Genomic DNA, 15642 nt, shown 5'->3' on the forward strand with positions numbered 1-15642 from the left:
CGTCTTCCGTGACGGACGCCCAGCAAGCCGCCAAACGTCCGAGGCGCTGGTCCGGCGCGCTCGGGCGTTCCAGCGAGATCCGCATCTTCGCGGTGGCGCTCATCCTCTGCATCTACTTCGAGACAGTCAATCATGACTTTCTGCTGACCGGCGCGAGTCTGCAGAATCTCTCGCAATTCATCGCGCCAGTGGCGATCATTGCCTTTGGCGAAATCATGCTGATGATCGGCGGGGAGATCGATCTCTCTGCCGGGATGGTCTTCGCGTTTGCGCCTTTCATCATGCATTTCGCCATCGAGGCGGGCTTGCCGCCGTGGCTCGGGATGCTCACCGGCCTGGTGGCCGCGGCCATCGTCGGGCTGATCAATGGCGCGGTGACGGTGTATCTGCGCATCCCATCGTTCGTGACGACGCTCGGCACCTTGTTCTTCGTGAATGGCCTCACGCTGACCATCTCCCGAGGCACGCCGGTTTCGCCACCGGAAAATTCAGCGTTCGCGGCATTCATGGGCGAATGGGGCTACAGCGAAATCATCTGGACGCTCGCCATTGCGGCCTTCATGCACGTGCTGCTGCGCCACACCCGCTGGGGTTTGCACACGATCGCGTCGGGCGCGAATCCGCTGGGCGCGAGCGAGGCGGGGATCCAGGTCAGACGCCTGAAGCTCGGCAACTTCATTCTTGCGGCGCTGCTCGCCGGACTGACCGGTATCCTGGAGGGATTCCGCATCACGTCGATCGATCCGCAAGCAGGCGGCAACCAGATCATGTTTCTCGCCGTCGCCGCTGCCGTGATCGGCGGCACACCCCTGGCCGGCGGGTCGGGCACGATCATCGGCGGACTGATCGGCGCGGCGGTGCTCGGCATTCTCAACGACGGCTTCACGCTGATCGGCATCAACGCCTTCACCTTCAACATGATTCTCGGCGCGGCGATTCTCGGCGCCATGATCTTCAACATCCACGTGGTTCGTCTCGCGCGCAAGGGGGAGTTGTAATGTCCGAAGTGCTGGAGGCGCTGCGCGGCGAAGACATCGTCAAACGTTTCGGCGCGGTCACCGCGCTCGATGGCGTTTCGCTCACGCTGAAACAGGGCGAGATTCTTGGCGTGCTCGGCGACAACGGCGCGGGCAAGTCGACACTGATCAAGATTCTGACAGGCTTTCATCAGCAGACGAGCGGCAAGCTTTTTGTCGGCGGCGAGGAAACGCTGCTGCGCTCGGTCGATCACGCCCGTTCACTCGGCATTGAATGTGTGTATCAGGATCTGGCGCTCGCCAATTCTCTGAGCATCTATCACAACATGTTCCTGAATCGGGAGATCATCCGCCGAGGGCCATTTCGGCTGTTGGACAATCGCGCCATGCGCGAGCGCGCCGCGGAGTGTCTTGAAGAAATCGGCGTGCACGTGCCCTCGGTCGATCTGCCGGTCGAGCAGCTTTCGGGCGGCCAGCGGCAAGCTATCGCGGTCGCACGCGCAGTCAATTCGAACGCAAAGATTCTGTTGCTCGACGAACCGCTGGCCGCGATGGGCGCCCGCGAGGCGGGACTCATCATCGACCTGATCCTTCGGCTCAAGGCGAAAGGCGGCCTGTCTATCGTCATGATCATGCACAACTACGCGCAGACGCTCGACATCGCGGACCGTGTGATGCTCATGCAACGCGGACGGGTGACTTATCAGCGCGAGGCAGCCAGCACGTCGGTGGAAGAACTGATGGATATCGTGCGGCGCGAATATCGGGCGATGCGGTCGGCGACGCATTAATACCCGAACCGGCGACCCGCCGGCTTTGCTCCTGGAGCTTATCGAATAGCCGCGCCCCGCTCGCAAGCGCCGAAGCCGAATACGCTGCGAGTCGAGCCGCTTAACGGACAGTCAAGTGCGGTCAAGTCCAGCCAACGCCGGAGACATGCCATGAGCCCGACAATGGATCGACAGTGGACGCGGTGGGCCGCAATCGCGAGCGCCGCTCTGCTGGTGTCGTGCGGCGATTCGCTCAGTTCGAGTCCGACAGTTCCCGATTCGATCATGCAGGTGATGCAAAAACCGGTCTACAAGAACGCGACCTGGTCGATGCAGGTGGTCGATCTCGACTCGGGCCACGTGATCTACGACCTGAATTCGAGCGCCCAGATGTTGATCGGCTCAGTGCGCAAGCTCTTTTCGGTCGGCTCAGCACTGAATCAACTGGGCGCGCGGCACCAGTTCGTCACGCCGGTCTACCGGCAGGGCACGCTCGATGCGGGCGGCACCCTCACCGGCAATCTGATCCTGCTGGCAAGCGGCGACCTGACGATGGGCGGCCGAGCCAACCCGGACGGCACGATCGCCATCACGAACTTCGATCACAACGAGGCCGACTCGCTGGGCAACGCCATACTCGCCACGCCCGATCCGCTTGCCGGCTTCAATTCCCTCGCGGCGCAAGTGGCGGCGGCGGGCATCAAAACGATCAATGGCGATGTCGTGATCGACGACCGGCTTTTCGAGCCCTTCGACTTTCGCGGCGAATTCGACGTGCGGCCGATCTTCGTCAATGACGATGTGGTCGACGTCACCCTGAACCAGAGCGCCGAAGGCTCGGCCGTTCCGTTCGACTGGCGGCCCAAAACAGCCGCGTTCAGCGTGCAATCCACGCTAGCGACGGGCAGCGCGGCCTCGCAACTGGACATTGAACTCGCACCGGAACTGCCGTTGTGCATCGGCTCACCAGGTTGTATCGGCAACATAACCGGCAACGTGCCGGCGGGTTTCACACCGCCACTGACGAACGCCTACCCGCTGATCCGCACGTTCCGCGTGACCCAGCCTTCCAATTACGCTCGCACCGTGTTCATCGAAGCGCTGGCGCGCGCGGGTGTCACGGTTTCGGCGACGCCCGTCGCCGCCAATCCGGTTCAGTTGCTGCCCGCGCGAGGCTCGTATTCGAGCGCGACGCAGGTTGCGCAACTCATTTCGCAACCGTATGAGCAATACGTCAGATACGTCATGAAGGTCAGCTATAACATCGGTGCCGACACCAGCCTCATGCTGTTCGGTCTCGCACGCGACGGTTCGACGACGCTGACCGGCGCGCTAGCGGCGGAACAGGTCCAACTCTCGAACACGTTCAAGATACCGTCGAGCGAGTACCACTTCATCGACGGCAGTGGCGGCGGCGACTCGACGGCGAGCGGCACGGCGGTCATCGCCATGCTCAGAGGCATGAGCACGACGCAGGTCTTTTCGCCCTTTTTCGACGCGTTGCCGGTGCTGGGCGTGGACGGATCGCTGGCCACCATCACCGCCTTCGAATCCGATGCGACGCTTGCAGGGGCGAAAGGCCAGGTGCACGCGAAGACCGGCACTTACGTCACGGAGAACCCAAACACGCCATCGCTGCCGTTCCTGAGAGGACAATCCCTCGCCGGCTATATCGATGCGAAAAGCGGCCACCGGATCGCGTTCGTACTGACGGTGAACAACGTTCCTATTTCGGGCATCAGCGACGTGCTCGCAGTGTTTCAGGACGAAGGCACGATATCGGCGATGCTCTGGAAACTGCAGTAGTGCGGGCGCGTCCGCTCTTTGCGTCGATATAGCCGGTCATCGACAGACGCAGACCGGGCCGGTTAAGGATTTCCTGACCCGAAGTTCAGCATCGGCCCCGCTCATTTTCTTGATCTCCTGACAGCACTGCGAAAACTGGCCGCATACGATGAACGCACGCCGATCGTCCTTCGTCCGAGTGCTGCCATGGTTCCGTATCTGTCTGAAAGAGAAAATTCGATCGAGCACGTCAATGCGATGTGCTTGCGCCTCTTCGACCGGTGGTGCGAAACCAGAAGCGTCGTGCCGCTGACGTATCTGCTAAAGGGCTGGCCGATGATGAACGGCGACCCCGACACCCTCCGGCGTCTCGGAACCGCGTTGCGTGAGCTCAGACGGCAACATCTGCACGATTCCAACGACGCCGCCTTTCAGGAAGTCTGCGAGCTATCGGATTGTGTCGACGATCTGCTGATCCTTTCCTCCCTGCCAACGTCGGTGACGAGCGGCTGGTAGCGCGAACGGCGACAGCCGGGCCCGCGCAATGCAATAAGTAGGGGAGGACAGCGTGCATTTCAACGAAATCAGTGACGAAGAGTGGCTACTGCTCGCGCCCGTCCTGGCCGATCCCCCGCTTATACACCGGCAGCGCGGCCGGCCACGCGCAGCGGTTCGCGCGGTGGCGAATGCCGTGCTGTGGGTACTCACAACCGGCGATCCCTGGTCCACGTTGCCAAGCCACTATCCGTCGGTGCCGACGTGCCGGCACCGCTTCGAGGCGTGGCGTTCGAGCGGCGCCCTTGCGCAGATGTACCGAATCCTTTCGAGCAGCGGCCGCAAGTTTCGGTGCGGTCCGCAACTGACACTGGAACGCCGCAACGCCGTGACGCGCGGCATCGACCGCCAGACTCGAGACGAAGGTTTTCGGCGGGTGTTCTGGAGAGACCAGGCGTCGTGGCAGACATCGCGCGAGACATGGCAGTCGTCCCAAACGGCGGATATTTTCAAGGATCTCGCGCGCGATCTCCCGCACCCCGCCAACTCCGAGCATGCCATACCCGAGCGCGTCGAACCCCGCGCGCCGGTGACACACCTCCCTGCCATTCATCGAGTCGCGTCGCCATGGATGGGCCTCGCGTCGAAAGGCCGAACCGAATCCGACCCGCGCGGTTACATCATCTACATTGCCGCCGATCGGCTGGCGAACGCCCGTTTCCGCGGATGGACCGAGATCGTGCGCGACGATCGGCGAGTTGCGCGCTCAGGGCTGATCGGGCCGAGCTTCAAGAATTGCGAGACAGCACAGCAATACGCGCTCGAATGGGCCTGGCGGTGGATCGACGAGGAAAGCGGTGAAGACGGCAACGCCGCCGAACTGGACAGCGACGTCCGGCAGCAAAAAACGCGCGCGGGATAAGCGACGCATCGACGCGACGCATCGACGCGGCGGATGCCCCGGCGCGTCCGCTGCGTCAATGCACCACGCCGAAGATCGCGTTAACGCCCTCCGCGGGTGTCAGGCCCACGTCGAAGTAACCTTCCAGCCTCAAAGCGGTCGCGTCGTCGAGTATGAAAGGCGGCCGGATGAAGCCGGTCGCGAATGCGTGGTCGTACCAGTCGCTCAGCCACGCGCGCAATTTGGTTTCGTGGCCCGACAGCGTCCCCAGGTTGTCTGCGTTCATCGATAAACTCCTTTGTGCGGCCTTGTTCACGTCAACTGGCGAGCGGTTCGAAGCTCATTCTGCACAGATCCTTTGCCGGCGGAAATACGTGCCAGGTACCATCGTCGTGCCGGAAGAAGAACAGCAGGATCGGACCGTCCGGACGCCTGATTTCGACGCATACCCGGCAAGTCCGACCGTCCGGCGAACCATGCAGCGTAAGCACACGAACTGGTAGCGTACCCGCCGTTGCCAATAATTTCTCGCGCAGTCCGCGTAGTGAGCTTTTTGTCGCATCCACATCTGCCCCCGCACTTCAGGTTCCCATTTGACAATCGTGGGACAACGGCGAGGATTCTTCAGTCAGCAGCGCCGGATTGTTGATTCGGGAAATGCTGCTTCGCGCCTCAGGATATCCCTAAAGGCTCTGTCACTCCGTCACCAGACCGTGCCTGATCGCATACCGGATCAGCTCGGCGTTGTTGTTGAGGCCGAGCTTTTGCATGAGACGCATCTTGTGGGTGCTGATGGTCTTGGCGCTGAGCGAACACGATTCGGCAATCTCGTTGATGCTTTGACCGGCCGCCAGCATCCGTAATACCTGAAATTCACGGTCGGACAACACCTCGTGCGGCGGCGCATCGCCGGAATGCGTTTCGAACACCATGGCGTCGACCAGTTTCGGGTCGATGAATCGCCCGCCTCCGGCCAGTTTACGGATCGCCGCGAGCAGCACGTCCGGATCGCTGTCTTTCGTCACATAACCGGTCGCGCCGGCGCGCAGCGCGCGCGACACGACCTGCGCCTCGTTATGGATACTGAGCACGAGGATCGGCAAGGGCGGCTGCTCGAGGCGTACGCGGCGGATCAGATCGACTCCGCTGATGCCGGGCATCGTCATGTCCAGCAGCACGAGATCGAAGCGCCTCGCGCGCAGCCGGTCGAGTACTTCCGAACCTTGCGCGGCTTCGGCGGCGACGACGATATCCGAGGTCGTCGCGATAATCTGTTTCAGTCCGCCACGCACCACGGCGTGGTCGTCAGCAATCAGGACGTCGATCATTTTCTGCCCCGCCTGTATGCGGAATGTGAATGGAAATGGCGGTGCCCATGCCCGGCGCACTGTCGATGGTCATCGCGCCGCCGATCAGACGCGCGCGCTCCTGCATGCCGAGCAGTCCGTAGGAATACCCGGTCCGCGCCATGTCGGGATCGAAACCGCAGCCGTCGTCGCTTACGTGAAGTTTGAGCGCCGACGCCGTGCTGGTCAGCGTCACGTCGGCCCGCGTTGCATGCGCGTGGCGCCCGACGTTGGTCAGCGACGCCTGAACGATTCGAAATACCGCTGTGGCGCACGTCTCCGGCAGCACCGGTTCGCCTCCGTTGATATGCAATTGGCAAGAAATCCCATGGCGCCGAATGAAGTCCTCCACGAGCCACTCCAATGCAGACACGACCCCGAAGTTCAGCGCCACCGGCCGCAGATGGTTCGCGACATTGCGGACCATCCAGATGGTCCTTTCGACGAGTTCGCGCATGTCCTCGGCTTTGCGCATCGCGTCCGGATCCTGGCCGAGGCGCATTTTCAGCAGCGAGACGTCCATCTTCAACGCGGTCAGCAACTGGCCGAGTTCATCGTGAATCTCCATGGCGATGCGCTTGCGCTCTTCCTCGCGAATCGCCTCCATATACGCGGACAACTCGCGCAACTGGTTACGCGATTCGAACAGCTCCTGTTCGATACGTTTGCGCGACGTAATGTCGCTGAGGCCCACGTAGATCGCCGGAGCATCGCCGAAGGTCGCGACGCGCGCGGTCGCCATGGCCCAGAACGGGGAGCCGTCCACGCGCCGCATGTGGACTTCGCTGTTGTTGAAACTGCCCTCCGTGCGCAGATGCGAGACGAGCCGGTCACGATCGACGGGGTCCATATAGAAGTCGACGATATTGGTCAGCGTGCGCATGCCGGTATCGAGACCGAACAGTTCTCGCAGCGGTTCATTCACGTACAGGATGATGCCTTCGGGCATCGACGTGATGCACAGCGGGATCGGGCTGGTTTCGACAATCGTGCGAAAACGCGCTTCGCTCGCCTGTAATTTCGCTTCCGCCCGAAGGCGCTCTTCAACCTGGGCGGACAGCCGCGCGTTCGACTCCGCGAGTTGCCGCGTGCGCTGCTCGACCTGCTGTTCCAGCGCATCGCGCGCGCTCGACAGTTCCGTCTCGGCCTGCTGACGCACCGCTATCTCGTTCAGAAGCAGGCGGTTCTGCGCGACGAGCTGCCGGTGCATCACGCGCAAGGCGAGATGAGTTTCGATGCGCGCCATCATTTCATTGACGCGCACAGGCTTGGCCACGTAATCGACGCCGCCGGCCGAGAAACCCTCGACCATGTCTTCCGCGCCGGTCAACGAGGTCATGAAAATCACCGCGATGTCGCGCGTGCGCGGATCCGCCTTGAGCCGCCGGCAGGTCTCGAAACCGTCGATGCCGGGCATCTTCACGTCGAGCAGGATCAGGTCGGGTTGAGAAAACAGCGCGCGTTCGAGCGCCTCTTCGCCGTCCAGCGCGACGAGTACCCGAAAGCCGCGGTCCGTCAGGCTCTCCACGACCACGCCGAAATTCGCCGGCGTGTCGTCCGCGATCAGAATGGTCGGCCGTTCGCCGGCCTCCGTGTTGAGCTCGTTCATGGCCTGGGCTCGACATTCAGATGCCGCTCGACCAGATTAAGGATGGCTTTCGACTGGTAGTCGCGAGCGAGCGCGCAGAGTTGCGCCGTGAACGAGCGATAACGTGAATCGCCCGCCGCCACACTCTCGGCCCAGACGATAATTTCATGCATATCGCCAAGGCGGGCAAGGTGATGCAGTTCTTCCATCTGTTGCTGGGGCACGGCCGCAAGACTGAGTTCGGGCGTCGCTGCGCGAGCGGACGACGGCAGCGACGCATGGCTCCACGTCAGTCCGAGCAAAGTGGCAATTTGTGCCAGTAGCGCTTCGAGGTCGACCGGTTTGGGCAGGAAGGCGTTGACGCCCGCTTCAATGCTCATCACCCGGTTGACCCCGGATGGGCTGGCGGACATGGCAACGATGGGGACATTGGCGAACTCCTGCGATTGGCGCAGGTTGCGTGTGAGGTCGAAGCCGTTCATCTCGGGCATCACGATGTCCGTGAGAACCAGCGCGGGTTGTTCGCGCTGCGCCACCTCCAGCGCCTCGCGGCCGTTTTCCGCCTCGACGGTATCGAAGCCGAGACGGCCCAGCAGATCCACGATGATCGCGCGGTTGATCTCGACGTCGTCGACCACCAGCACCTTCCTGCGCGGCCCTTCATAGCCCGTCGCGCTGAACGAGAGCGGCGCCGGCTCCGCCGTCTTGCGCAACACGGGTGCCACGTTCGCTGCCGGCAGTTCGAAGCGGAAGGTACTGCCCTGCCCGATCTGGCTCTCCACCTCGATCTCGCCACCCATCGCTCGCACGAATTCGCGGCTGATGGCAAGGCCAAGTCCCGCCCCGCCGGCTCGCCGCTCGGCCGCGCCCAACTGCTCGAACGGCTCGAAAATCGTATTCAACTGATCGTGACCAATGCCGATCCCCGTGTCGCGCACTTCGAAACGAACACGGTTCGGCTCGGACCGCGAGATATGCAGGCTGACGCACCCCGAATCGGTGAACTTCACGGCGTTGGCAAGCAGGTTGAGCATGACCTGCCGCAGGCGCCGCTCATCGGCACGGACACCGGCGGGCGCTTCTGCGCTGATGTCGCAAATGAAGTCGAGGCGCTTCTGCTCCGCTTTCACGCCGATGATGTCGCGAATGACATCGACAAACCCCGCCAGCGGCACGTCGCCGATTTCGACACGCAGCTTGCCGGCTTCGATCCTCGCGAAATCGAGCGTGTCTTCAATCAACGTCAGCAGATGTTCGCCACTATGGCGAATGCACGCAGCGCGTTCGCGCTGCCGCTCGCTCAATGTGTCATCGCGTTCGAGGATCTGGGCGTAGCCGAGAATGCCGTTCAGCGGCGTCCTCAACTCATGGCTCATATTCGCGAGGAATTCGCCTTTGGCCCGGTTGGCCGCCTCCGCCAGATTGCGTGCTTCGCGTTCAGCCGCCGTGTCCTGCTCGTCGCGATACGCGCAATACAACCGCGCGCCCATCGCATTGAATGCAGCCGCCACGCGATCCAGTTCGTCCGGCTCGCGCCGTTTGCGCCGCTGGAGACTGAACGGTCGTGGCGGTTCACGGAAATCGTAGTTCTCCACCATGCGCGCGATGGCCGCGACATGCCGCATCACGAGACGGGACAGAATGTAGACGATAAACAGCGAGACGAGAAAAGTGTTGGCGGCCTGAGTGACCAGGATCATCACCGCGGTACGCGTCAGTTCATGGTAAAGGTCGAGCAGCGTGGCCTCGACGTAGAGCTTGCCGATCTCGCGCTGCTTGCCTTGCACGCTGTAGTAGAGCGGGAATTCGCGGGCGATGACCGGACCGGCCGAGCGATGGCCCGCGCTCAGATAAGCAGATTGCCCCTCTTTGCCCGCCTCACGAATTTCCACGGCACGAATGTCCGGGAGACGCAGAATGCCGTTCAACTCCAATTGCAGCTGCGAACCATCCAGACGCCAGAGCGCTTCCGCGAGACTGTCGCGATTGCTGCGATCAATGTCCGCAAGGCGATTTTCAATCTGCTCCACGCCCCGGTAGTAGTCGCTGTAAAGCTGCAAGCCGGTCAACAATACGGTGACGACGCAACTGACCAGCAGCACAGTCACGAGAAGCCGCGAGACGAGGCTACTCCTGAAGCTGCCGATCAAACTCCACCATGCGTCGAACAGGTTGTGCTTCATACATCCCCGCGAGTGCTACGGTTCTTGTTTCGTCTATTCTGCACTCGTTGCGCGCTGCGCGGCCCAGATCTGTTGGCCGCCGCATCGGCAGGGCGGCGATTTGAGGTTCGCCTGCCCCAGCCAGCCAGTTACTCTCATTTGCCGGTCTGCGCCGGTGGTGTTTCCGGGAGAAACGCGTTCCGATCGAGCTGACGTGAATCTACATGACGTACATGTTCGATTCGACAGGCGACATATCGTTGATCGCCGGCGGCAAGCAGATTCGCGGATACAGCAGAATTTCATCGATGCATGACGTCAGTTCGCCGAGGATCGGCCGCACGCGGCCGCCAAGGGCGTCGGGATTCGACATCCTGAGTTCGCGCAATCCGTCCGACAATTTTTTCACGGACGCGTGCCCCCAGTCCGGCAGCGGCCAGCAGTGCAACAGATAGCTGAGCGGTATCACGCTTCTGCTTTCACACCAGATGTCGAACAGGCGCTCGCAGCCGGCGTTGAGGAATTCAACCGCGACTTCGCGGCTTTCCGAATGACCGTTCATAACGGATCCACTGAGATAGACGATTTCGATAGACCATCGTAGGGAGGCCGAAAGTGTCACACAGTCAGGAAGCGCGGAAAAATGCACTTCCGATTCGCTGAATATGCCGTCAGGAAATCCTGAATGGCCGTGCACGAGCGTTCGCGCGCCTGGGGCCTTGCGTCGACCTGTTTCAGATCGCATCGCGCTGGCTGACAAAGGGATTACACGATTTGTCAGCACAGGCAGGACGTGGCACGATGAAACACCAGCCAGGCAAGAACCTGTGCGGACAAGCGCCTGTTTGAGCGCGTCACGGCTGATTCGAGAAACCATCCATTCATGCATCGCAGGCGCTTTGTTCTGGCCGCGCTAAGTGCGGCGGGCAGCACGCTTCGGGCACGCGCCGCCCCGGCCGACCCGCCCGTCCACTTCGACATCGTCTATCCCCGCATTCGGCCTACCCGCGACGTGCAAGCCGCGTTTGCGCTCGCCGTGCTCGATCTCGCCATGAAAACGGCCAACGCCTCGTACACGTTGCGATCGGCCGACATCGAAATGGAACGCGGCCGCGCGCTTGCCGAACTGGCCGGCCCCGACAATATGATCAATCTGCACTGGACGAGCATGGAGGCGCAGGCCGAGCGCGGCCGCAACGTCGTGCGGATTCCGATACACCGTGGTCTGATCGGCCACCGGGTATTCATCATCCGGAAAGATCGGCAAGCCGATTTCGACAAGGTCGAACGCTTCTCCGATCTCAAAGCGTTCATGTGCGGCCAGGGACTCGGCTGGATCGATACGAAAATCCTGAGAGCTGCCGGCCTGAACGTCCAGACCTCGACCTATGACACGATGTTCGAGATGACCCAAGGCGGCCGCGTAGACTTTTTCCCACGCGGCCTAGTGGAAGCATTTACCGAACTGGAAGGACGCCAGCACCTGGAGCCCGATCTCGTGGTCGAGAACCGGCTGCTGCTGAAGTATCGATCGGATTTCATTTTCTATGTTGCAGCGGGCCATGAAGCACTGGCACAGACCATCGAAGCGGGGCTCGTCGCAGCGTATCGTAACGGCGCGTACATGAGGCTGTTCAACACCCATCATTACATTCAGGATGCGCTCGCGCGCGTAAATATCGCGTCCCGGTTGACCTTCACGCTCGACAACCCCTTCCTTTCCGAAGCCGACCGGAGGATTCCAGACGAGTACTGGATGAGCTGACGCTGGCGGGGGCTCGGTTCGAGCGACTGCCGGCCGGGCCGTTTCGCGCGCCACGCCAGGCGGCTGAAAGGGTTATGCCTAGGCCAAAAATCAGGAAATCCTGACATCAAGCTGCATCGCGGCGTCGCCGTATACAGGGAAAAGCGGCGCGGATTCCCACGGCGACGTCGTTTTGAATGCAGGCAGGATCATCCATCGCCACTCACGAACCCCTACACATGGACATTGACAGGTGAAGTCGCAGACGTTCGTCCTCCTGGCGCGGCTTTGCGATCGCGCGACGGCGCTCAGGATGCGCATGGCCGAAGCGCATGACAAAGCGAAGCAACTGATCGAGCGCGCCGAAGGCTGTCTTGCCGTGCTGGACCACGTGCGACAGGGCGCGTCCACCGCGGCCAACATCTCACGCGCGGACGATCCAGGCCCGCTCATCACGGCGCTGTTTCGCGCGGAAGACGAATGGCACGATCAGTTGCAGATGTTGAAGGCGATGCTGACCGAACTCATGTGTCAAAGCCAAAGCAACTGCGGCGAGATCGAGTCGCTCGCCGCGCTTGCGTTTCGCTCGCAGACGACTCCTGAAGCAATTGCCGCCGCCGAGCGCACGGCCGAAGTCCATGCGTCCCATTTTGAGGAAGTCGACGCGCAGCTGGAAATGGCTCGCTCATGGTTCGAACGCTTCGACTTGCAGATCAACGCGATTGTCGCTCGCTTGCGGAAGTCGTCTTGATCGCCGAGCCTAGTACTACAGCCGTAGATTTTTTTACTATACTCAAATAATTAAGGATTACTATACGTTAAGGCTATGCATTCGACTGCAAAAGCGTGGGAGCGTGAACTGGAGGTACTGCACCAGCGGCTCGGGGAACTGTTCAGGCGTCCGGAGCCCCGACAGCGGTCGCTCGCATACCTGAAGGGCCTGCTGGGTACAGTCGAGCGCAAGAACGGCTGGCAACTCGCCGAATGGATCGGCGAAGCGACACCCGATGGCGTACAGCACCTGCTGGAGCGGGCGCAATGGGACGCGGATGCCGCTCGCGATGTGCTGCGTAGCTATGTAGTGGAAGAACTGGGCGAGCGTGACGCGGTGCTGATTGTGGACGAGACCGGCTTCCTCAAGAAGGGACAGCACTCGGCCGGTGTTCAACGCCAGTACAGTGGCACGGCAGGTCGTATCGAGAACAGCCAGATCGGCGTGTTCCTCTGCTATGCCGGTCGTGGCGGCAGTGCGTTCATCGACCGCGAACTGTATGTACCCAAGGTGTGGACCGATGACCGGGTGCGCTGCGAGGCAGCGGGCATTCCCGGGTCGGTGGAATTCGCAACGAAGCCACAGCTTGCGCGTCGTATGCTTGAGCGGGCGCTGGACGCAGGGGTGCCGTGCGGCTGGGTCACGGGGGATGAAGTCTACGGCGGTGACCGTCACCTGCGGCTGTGGCTCGAGTCGCGCGGCCAGTCTTTCGTGCTGGCCGTTGCGAAGAACGAACCCCTATGGTGGAAAGGTCCAGAGTACGTACGGGCAGACCGGATCGCCGAGGCCCTGCCGGCAAGGGCATGGCGCCGCCTGTCAGCGGGTGCCGGCGCCAAGGGCGAGCGCCTGTATGACTGGGCGCTGACTCCGCTGTGGCGCTTGCAGATCACCGAAGAGGAGCGCCGCTTCGGGCATTACCTGCTGGTGCGACGCAGCCTGGACGAGCAACGCGAACATGCGTATTACGTCGTATACGCACCGCGCAGCAAGGCCACACGGCAAACCCTGGTGAACGTCGCGGGCCGCAGGTGGGAAATCGAGACCGGCTTCGAGGCGACCAAAGGCGAATGCGGACTCGATCAGTATGAGGTGCGCCGATGGCAAGGCTGGTATCGCCACATCACGCTGGCTCTGCTGGCCCATGCAGTACTCGTCACCCTGCGGGTGCACGGCAAAAAAAACACCTGAAGGTTTGGTGCCGCTCAGCGTGCAGGAGATCCGCCGGCTGCTCTGTCGCATCCTGTGGCGCGGCGCCCACTCTATCGCGTACGTGTTGTCCTGTTCGGCATGGCGGCGCCGACACCAGTACCGCGCCCAGCAGTGCCACTACCGAAGACGAGGATGTGTGCCTCCAGTTTACCCAGATCTACGGCTGTAGTACTAGGTCGCCTTTTGCCCTCAACAACGTGGCATTCGTCCGCAGACGGCCAGGGTTTATGCTCCCATACAGCTTCATCCCTTGCAATCTCCTCCGAACGAGGTCCAGAATGTAAGCGCTATCATTCAGGTTGTTAGGAGAAAAACTCGCAGGGAAATCTCATGAGCATCTCAAGAGCCAATCAAAATGTAAGCGCTAACACGCACAACGGCACGAAGCCGCTGCCCGCGCAGGCCGACGTCACGCTCAGCGTGATGCGCCGAAGGCGCGCGGACCTCGATCCAACGCGCGCCGACATAGACGCGCACATTCCGGCCGTCTGACATCGCATCAGCGCGGCTTGCTCACACCCGCCGAAGACATGAAACGGAGACAACGATCATGAGCGCAACACCGAGCCTCGAGCAGGCGCCACCGCGAATCCGCCGCGCCCAGATAGTGGCGCTCACACTGCTGATGGTGAGCGGCATCGTCAACTATCTGGACCGCGGCACGCTCGCGGTCGCCAATCCGCTGATCCGTCACGACCTCGGGCTGTCGCTCGGACAAATGGGACTGCTGCTCTCCGCGTTCTCGTGGAGCTACGCGCTGTTCCAGTTGCCGGTGGGCGGCCTCGTCGACCGCATCGGACCGCGCAAGCTGCTCGGCATCGGCCTGATCGTGTGGTCGCTCGCGCAGGCGGCGGGCGGGTTCGTCTCCACCTTCGGCTGGTTCATCCTCGCGCGGATCGTGCTGGGCATCGGCGAGGCGCCGCAGTTTCCGTCGGCGGCCCGGGTGGTCAGCAACTGGTTTCCGCTGCGCGCGCGCGGCAAACCGACCGGCATTTTCAACTCGGCGTCGCCGCTCGGCACGGCGCTCGCGCCGCTGTGCCTTTCGGTTCTCGTCGTGCAGTTTCACTGGCGCTGGGCCTTCATCGTGACGGGCGTGGTCGGTCTCGTCGTGGCGCTCGTGTGGCTCGCGGTGTACCGCGACCCCGTCAAGGCGACCATGACCGAAGCCGAGCGGCACTATCTCGAGGGCGACGAAGCGGACCGCAAGCCGGCACCCACGGTCACCTTCGCTGAATGGCGCTCGCTGTTTTCGCACGGCACCACGTGGGGCATGCTGATCGGCTTCTTCGGCTCGGTCTATCTGAACTGGGTGTACCTCACGTGGCTGCCCGGCTATCTGACGATGGAACGCCACATGAGCCTGATGCACACGGGCGTCGCGGCATCCATACCGTTCTTCTGCGGTTTTCTGGGTTCGCTGACGGCCGGCTGGTTCTCCGATCTCATCACGAGCCGCAGCACGAGCCCGGTTGCGAGCCGCCGCAATGCGGTGGTGATCGCGATGCTCGGCATGGTCGCGTTCACGATTCCGGCGGCGCTCGTCGAGAGCAACACGATCGCGATCGTGTGCATCTCGGTGGTGATCTTTCTGGCGAATGCCGCATCCGCCAGTTCGTGGGCGCTCGCTACGGCCGCCGCGCCGCCCAACCGTGTCGGCTCGCTCGGCGCGATTCAGAACTTCGGCGGTTTTCTGGGCGGTGCCCTCGCCCCGATCCTGACAGGCTATATCGCCCAGAGCTGGTCGTTCGTCCCCGCGCTGCTCACGGCCGCGGGCATCGCCTTCGTCGGAGCGATGAGCTACCTCCTGCTGGTGCGCAAGCCGATCGAAGACCCGTCCGCCCAAACCGAACCCGTGCGAGCGCCCGCGTAAAACGCGCGCGCCGCCCCGACTCA

The 15642-nt window shown here is 62.2% G+C and carries 14 protein-coding genes and 1 pseudogene; 10 read left to right on the forward strand and 5 right to left on the reverse strand.

Annotation, left to right across the window (positions count from 1 at the left end; genetic code table 11):
* The first annotated feature begins 8 nt into the window (after positions 1-8).
* The 5 genes from B0G80_RS33795 (at position 9) to B0G80_RS33815 (ending at position 4949) form a co-directional block, all read left to right on the forward strand.
* A complete protein-coding gene (locus B0G80_RS33795; protein ID WP_241974875.1) occupies positions 9-998 on the forward strand; it encodes an ABC transporter permease in 990 nt (329 codons plus the stop codon).
* On the forward strand, positions 998-1768 hold the full coding sequence (locus B0G80_RS33800; protein WP_106283167.1) for an ATP-binding cassette domain-containing protein: 771 nt from the start codon (positions 998-1000) through the stop codon (positions 1766-1768). The genes B0G80_RS33795 and B0G80_RS33800 overlap by 1 nt, the downstream gene beginning before the upstream one ends.
* A 150-nt stretch (positions 1769-1918) precedes the next feature.
* Positions 1919-3553, forward strand: coding sequence for a D-alanyl-D-alanine carboxypeptidase/D-alanyl-D-alanine-endopeptidase (locus tag B0G80_RS33805; RefSeq protein WP_116122155.1), 1635 nt, complete (start codon positions 1919-1921; stop codon positions 3551-3553).
* A 186-nt stretch (positions 3554-3739) separates the two neighbouring features.
* On the forward strand, positions 3740-4048 hold the full coding sequence (locus tag B0G80_RS33810) for a hypothetical protein (RefSeq protein ID WP_116122156.1): 309 nt from the start codon (positions 3740-3742) through the stop codon (positions 4046-4048).
* Between the two features lie 52 nt (positions 4049-4100).
* Positions 4101-4949, forward strand: coding sequence for a transposase (locus B0G80_RS33815; RefSeq protein ID WP_258879112.1), 849 nt, complete (start codon positions 4101-4103; stop codon positions 4947-4949).
* A 55-nt stretch (positions 4950-5004) separates the two neighbouring features.
* Here B0G80_RS33815 and B0G80_RS33820 read toward each other — a convergent pair whose 3' ends face one another.
* The 5 genes from B0G80_RS33820 to B0G80_RS47400 all read right to left on the reverse strand — a co-directional run bounded on the left by B0G80_RS33820 (position 5005) and on the right by B0G80_RS47400 (position 10913).
* Positions 5005-5214, reverse strand: a complete 210-nt coding sequence (locus B0G80_RS33820; RefSeq protein WP_116122157.1) for a hypothetical protein — start codon at positions 5212-5214, stop codon at positions 5005-5007.
* A 409-nt stretch (positions 5215-5623) separates the two neighbouring features.
* The gene (locus tag B0G80_RS33830) at positions 5624-6256 is read right to left on the reverse strand and encodes a response regulator transcription factor (RefSeq protein WP_116122159.1); all 633 of its coding nucleotides are present in this window, start codon (positions 6254-6256) and stop codon (positions 5624-5626) included.
* The gene (locus tag B0G80_RS33835) at positions 6234-7883 is read right to left on the reverse strand and encodes a response regulator (RefSeq protein WP_116122160.1); all 1650 of its coding nucleotides are present in this window, start codon (positions 7881-7883) and stop codon (positions 6234-6236) included. Before B0G80_RS33835 ends, B0G80_RS33830 begins: the two co-directional genes overlap by 23 nt.
* Complete coding sequence (locus tag B0G80_RS33840) at positions 7880-10045, reverse strand: ATP-binding protein (protein WP_116122161.1); 2166 nt, start codon at positions 10043-10045, stop codon at positions 7880-7882. The genes B0G80_RS33835 and B0G80_RS33840 overlap by 4 nt, the downstream gene beginning before the upstream one ends.
* 199 nt (positions 10046-10244) lie before the next feature.
* Positions 10245-10913 carry a hypothetical protein gene (locus B0G80_RS47400; protein WP_258879113.1) on the reverse strand — a complete coding sequence of 223 codons (669 nt, stop codon included), beginning with the start codon at positions 10911-10913 and terminating at the stop codon, positions 10245-10247.
* On the opposite strand from B0G80_RS47400, the gene B0G80_RS33850 reads away from it, so the two are divergent.
* From B0G80_RS33850 to B0G80_RS33865, 5 genes and pseudogenes are all read left to right on the forward strand, one after another.
* Entirely contained in the window at positions 10908-11789 is an 882-nt protein-coding gene (locus B0G80_RS33850) for a hypothetical protein (RefSeq protein WP_116122162.1), read from the forward strand. The genes B0G80_RS47400 and B0G80_RS33850 overlap by 6 nt on opposite strands.
* 232 nt (positions 11790-12021) lie before the next feature.
* On the forward strand, positions 12022-12519 hold the full coding sequence (locus B0G80_RS33855; protein WP_116122163.1) for a hypothetical protein: 498 nt from the start codon (positions 12022-12024) through the stop codon (positions 12517-12519).
* A 75-nt stretch (positions 12520-12594) separates the two neighbouring features.
* A pseudogene (locus B0G80_RS33860) lies at positions 12595-13719 on the forward strand (IS701 family transposase); the annotation flags it as partial.
* Between the two features lie 360 nt (positions 13720-14079).
* Positions 14080-14241: a hypothetical protein gene (locus B0G80_RS46175; RefSeq protein ID WP_181920115.1), complete on the forward strand. Its 162-nt coding sequence runs from the start codon at positions 14080-14082 to the stop codon at positions 14239-14241.
* A 58-nt stretch (positions 14242-14299) separates the two neighbouring features.
* Complete coding sequence (locus B0G80_RS33865; RefSeq protein ID WP_116122164.1) at positions 14300-15619, forward strand: MFS transporter; 1320 nt, start codon at positions 14300-14302, stop codon at positions 15617-15619.
* Positions 15620-15642 lie beyond the last annotated feature (23 nt).

The sequence above is a fragment of the Paraburkholderia sp. BL6669N2 genome (assembly GCF_003387275.1).
In the GTDB taxonomy this organism is placed as follows: Bacteria; Pseudomonadota; Gammaproteobacteria; order Burkholderiales; family Burkholderiaceae; genus Paraburkholderia.